Raw genomic sequence first — 4,503 nt, 5'->3', positions numbered from 1 at the left:
GTGACTGCCGTATCTGTAATCCATGTTGCACCTCCAGTACAACACAGTATTGCAGCTAAAGCTGACCGACTAAAGTCGGTGGTTTTAACCTTTCATATGGAAGAATAAATAAAATAAAAAGGATGAATTAAAGTAAATTTACCGATAAAAATATCAACTTTTCACATTAAGGTTAATGTAAGTGTTCGAATTCAAATTATATCGAAATAAAAGGGTTTTCAGATGGGGAAATGAGAAGTTAAATTAATTTTAAATTAAACCTGCAACACGAATGGAGAACGATATGTCATTAAATCAACGCTTAGCAGAAAATAAGATACCTGTTACAGAAGTTCCCGCAGTGACCTTAAAAATGTTAACCAGCCAGATAGAAGGAGTTGCTCGTCCAGGCGGTATCTTTACTAAAGAAGATCTCATTAATATCAAATTATATGTTAAACATAGTTTGGAACTTCCATTTACTTTACAGGGCGTCAAGGAATATATCGGTTATAACGATATTGATATTGATGGTTTGAAACCCGCGAATATTACCGCTCTGTTTAAAGAAATTCACGATCATGCACTTAGTTGGAGTGATGTAGAAAGTAACGTCCAACAGCAAAGTATCGATCTGGAAAATGCCGGCCGGCAAATTACCGAAACTGGAGGAGAAATAATCAGTGTCATTGAACAAATGCCGATTATTGAACGAGTAAAAACAGAATTAGGTGATTTAACTGATGAGCAATTAGCGGAAATAACTTATACCAATGATGATAAAGAAATCGCTGTTGAATTGGGTAATATCCTTGAGAGCATGAAGAAAGATATTAAAAAACAACAGGAAAATACTCAGAAAGTTAAAAATGCGGTAACCGATTTTAAGATCACTTTAATTGGTGGGAAATTAACAAATGGCGAAATTGCACAAGGATTAGAGCCACAGGTGAATAGTAAGAAAAAACTGATGGATGATAATAATCTTTCTGCAACCATTAAAGATCTGCAAGATAAGATTGATGAGAAGAATAAAGAGATTGAACAACTCCAAAAAGACTATGATAAATACGTTGGCCTGGCATTTTCTGGCATGGCCGGAGGTATAATTGGTTGGGCGATTACGGGGGGTATTTTTGGTGATAAAGCAGAAAAAGCCCGTAAACGAAAAAATGAACTGATCGAGGAAGTTAAGGGATTGCAAGATCAAGTGAAAAATAAAAGTGCATTGCAAACAGCCATTCAAAATCTTTCCCTTAATTTTAACAATATCCATATTTGTATGCTGGATGCGGAATCTGCCTTAAATCACTTAGATTTTATGTGGAATACAATGCTAACGCAAATTACGTCTTCAAAAGATAAATTTGCTGAAATTAATGATGCATTGAAGCTGACCTCTTTTGTGGCAACATTTAAGCAAGTTATTAGCCCCTGGAAAGAAGTTCAAGGCTCTGCTGTGCAATTAGTGAAGACTTTTGATGAAGCATTGGCTGAATATAAGAAACTCTACAACTAATTTTTTCTGAGAAAATTTTATAAAATAAAAAGGAATATTAAAATGTTTGAAGATAGTATCTTACAAAAAGAAATTTTGTATCCAGAAATTAATATCAAAGCCATGAATCAGGCGGTAAATGCTATTTGGCTTTTGGCACAACGACAAACATCCGGTATTGCAATTATCGGGGAAAAAGTTGAACGAATCAGGCTTTATAGCCGTGACCTTGATGAACTGGTGCGTCGTTCGTTGTCGCAATTAACGCCGATACTTAGCCAGCTTGCAGCGGGAGAGACTTTCCAAACAATCAACCAAATCGATGAGGCTTTGGCAGTTCCTGATTTGAGTGACGATGATCGTCAAGCTTTGTTGGCAGAACGTGATCAATTGATCCAAAAGTTATCGCAAGATATTGACCATGTGATTGTTAATTTCAGTAACAGCACTAAGCAATTGGATGGAAAAATCAACGATATTCGCAATATGGTGATTGCGGAGCGTTTGGGGGAGCTTTTGACACAAACGGAATCACAGAAAGCAAAATTGCTGAGTGATATTGAAAGTAAAGCCGAAAAAAGAAATAAATTGGATGCTGAACGGGCTAAAATTATCGAAAGTCAGGATGTGATCCGTGAAAATAATATTGCGGATATGTTTAAATATTTTATCCCTAGTGCCAGTGATATTGATGGCCTGGATTTTACTCAACCTAAAAAAGAGGCTATTAAACAGGCTATAAAACAAGGTGTTGAGATAGCCAGAAAAATATTAGGTAAAGTTTCTGAAGGATTGAAATATATCGATCTGGCCGATGCCAGAATGAAACTGAGTGATCAAATCGATCAAGTGATAAAAGAAACTGATGCCCTGAAAGTGACATTACACGAGACGGAACAACGGCTTTCTGGCTTAAAAGATGTAATGCAAATCGAAGCAGAACGCACCATTATGCTTGCTGAGGCGGTTAAACTGGAACAAGCGTGGAACACATTCGCGACTCAATTACATCGTTTATCAGGTAATAAAGTTGATCAGAAATATTTAACCAGTTTGATAAATGACCAATTGGATTTTTTAGCTAATTTAACCTCACAATATAATATGTTGAAATAAGCATTCTGATAAAGAAAGGTTGGGAATAAATATTCTCAGCCTTCGTTTTGATAAATTGTATCTGACCAGATTAAATCATTGCCGCAATATGAGAAAACTGATATTGCGTAAAGTCTTTGACCTTTAGGTGACCGTGTTCGATATAGCGCCTCACGTGACACGACTGCTTTATCGGCAATCTGTGCCATGTCTTCTCGCTTCGCGGGGAGACATCACACGCATCATGAAGTTAAATTGGGATATAAATAATTACAAAATGATAGGTTACACACAATATTTTATGAAGTTAACTGTTAATTTAATTTCTTTAATGCGGGCAAATACTGTGATGTGAATGTCCTTTTTCCTAAGAAGGATACCTCCAGAAATGCCCCGATTATCATTCCAGGACAAACAAAGGAAAAGAAATGTCTTATATTCAATCTCATTTGGCGGGGCAAGTTTGGTTCTCACTCGGCGACAGCATAACAGAAAGAGGGTGGTATCAACCTATCGTAACTGAAATATTAGGCTTAAAAGAATTTGTCAATTACGGTATTGGCGGAACATGTATAGCTCAAAAAGATAAAGATGACAGTTCTGCTATGTGTTTAAGATATAAAGAAATGGGAAGCAATCCAGACATCATTACCATATGGGGAGGGGTTAACGATTTTGGCTATGATTTTGGTTCTCATGGCGGGATAGAAATAGGAGACAGTAAAGATAAAACTCCATTAACATTTATTGGTGCCATGAATTTATTACTGGCAGGAATAACAAAGCAATACCCATTATCACGGATAGGGTTCATCATTACAACGCCTCTTTCAATAAAAAGAGGAATGCACGAAAAAAATTTGAAAGGATACTATTTGTCTGATTATTGCCATGTTTGCAGGGAAGTTTGCGAAAGATATTCTATTCCATATCTGGATTTATTGAAAAACTCCGGTTTTAATGAAGGAAATATAGATATCATGACAAGCAATAGCTTAGGTACAGTGTCCGATGGATTGCATCCATCAAAAATAGGAATGGCAAAAATAGCGCCTAAAATTGCAAATTTCATGTTATCAATTTAAGAGTGATTTTAAATGAGAATTCTAACTATAGATTTATTAAAGATAATGGCTATATTTTTCGTTGTCGTATCCCACGTCACATTGTTCTTTTTGTTACGTCATGATAATGATGTGATTTTGTATTTGTACAGACAAGCAGGTCAGTTGGGTGTTTCGTTATTTTTTATGTGCAGTGGTTATTTTCTGCTAAATAACAAACATGAAAACCAAACAGCTTATGCAATTAATAAAGTAAAAAAAGTTTTCATTGTATTATTGTTTTGGTTGGTGTTTTATTATTGCTATGATAATTTCTTTATTAGTAAATTCACAACAATTCCCCCTGTCAGCTTTTTAAATTATGTTAACGTTAGCAATGTTATATCCGATGCCACGCATTTATGGTTTATATTTGCAATAATTGCTCTTTATATACTGACTCCATTAATACGGAGTGCATTTAATTTAGAGAATGCCAAGGGGCTGGTAAAGATAATAATCATAATGTTTATTATTTCTAATTTTACCTTGTTGAATGCATTAACAGACTATAAATATAACTTTTCCATTGTGCCCTTTAATATTTTACTCCCATTCCAGGTTCAAGGGCTTCTTAGTTTTCTGATAGGCGGGTATATAGGACTGACGAACCCTAAAATAAAAACTTTCTCCTTTAACCACATCACTTTGTTGGTGTTATTTATTATCTCGTTGATATTGTTATCATTAATCTCAGTCAGGACAGGAATGAACTTCTTTTATGGGAAATTTTATAATGTTTTCCTTCAGGTGTCTTCCGTATGATTATTTTTATTCTTGGTTAATTTGAATGTAAGTAAAATATCAAATATAACAAAAGATATAAAC

4 protein-coding genes are annotated in these 4,503 nt (G+C 34.9%); all 4 read left to right on the top strand.

Going from position 1 to position 4,503, the window contains the following annotated elements:
* Positions 1-283 precede the first annotated feature (283 nt).
* The 4 genes from IQ211_RS18085 to IQ211_RS18070 all read left to right on the top strand — a co-directional run bounded on the left by IQ211_RS18085 (position 284) and on the right by IQ211_RS18070 (position 4,440).
* Positions 284-1,498: an alpha-xenorhabdolysin family binary toxin subunit A gene (locus tag IQ211_RS18085; protein WP_276529791.1), complete on the top strand. Its 1,215-nt coding sequence runs from the start codon at positions 284-286 to the stop codon at positions 1,496-1,498.
* Positions 1,499-1,540: 42 nt separating this feature from the next.
* A complete protein-coding gene (locus IQ211_RS18080; RefSeq protein ID WP_189760332.1) occupies positions 1,541-2,593 on the top strand; it encodes an alpha-xenorhabdolysin family binary toxin subunit B in 1,053 nt (350 codons plus the stop codon).
* A gap of 407 nt (positions 2,594-3,000) precedes the next feature.
* The gene (locus IQ211_RS18075; RefSeq protein WP_189760331.1) at positions 3,001-3,657 is read left to right on the top strand and encodes an SGNH/GDSL hydrolase family protein; all 657 of its coding nucleotides are present in this window, start codon (positions 3,001-3,003) and stop codon (positions 3,655-3,657) included.
* Positions 3,658-3,669: 12 nt separating this feature from the next.
* Positions 3,670-4,440: an acyltransferase gene (locus IQ211_RS18070; RefSeq protein WP_193836437.1), complete on the top strand. Its 771-nt coding sequence runs from the start codon at positions 3,670-3,672 to the stop codon at positions 4,438-4,440.
* Positions 4,441-4,503: the final 63 nt, after the last annotated feature.

It is taken from the genome of Xenorhabdus griffiniae (assembly GCF_015163655.1).
In the GTDB taxonomy this organism is placed as follows: Bacteria; Pseudomonadota; Gammaproteobacteria; order Enterobacterales; family Enterobacteriaceae; genus Xenorhabdus; species Xenorhabdus griffiniae.
Note: the sequence above shows the minus strand (reverse complement) of the source record. Positions and strands in the feature narration are given on the sequence as shown.

Excerpts from the sequence above, each read along its gene's own strand:
- IQ211_RS18075 (WP_189760331.1), top strand. The coding sequence starts at position 3,001 with ATGTCTTATATTCAATCTCATTTGGCGGGGCAAGTTTGGTTCTCACTC.
- IQ211_RS18085 (WP_276529791.1), top strand. The coding sequence starts at position 284 with ATGTCATTAAATCAACGCTTAGCAGAAAATAAGATACCTGTTACAGAA.
- IQ211_RS18080 (WP_189760332.1), top strand. The coding sequence starts at position 1,541 with ATGTTTGAAGATAGTATCTTACAAAAAGAAATTTTGTATCCAGAAATT.
- IQ211_RS18070 (WP_193836437.1), top strand. The coding sequence starts at position 3,670 with ATGAGAATTCTAACTATAGATTTATTAAAGATAATGGCTATATTTTTC.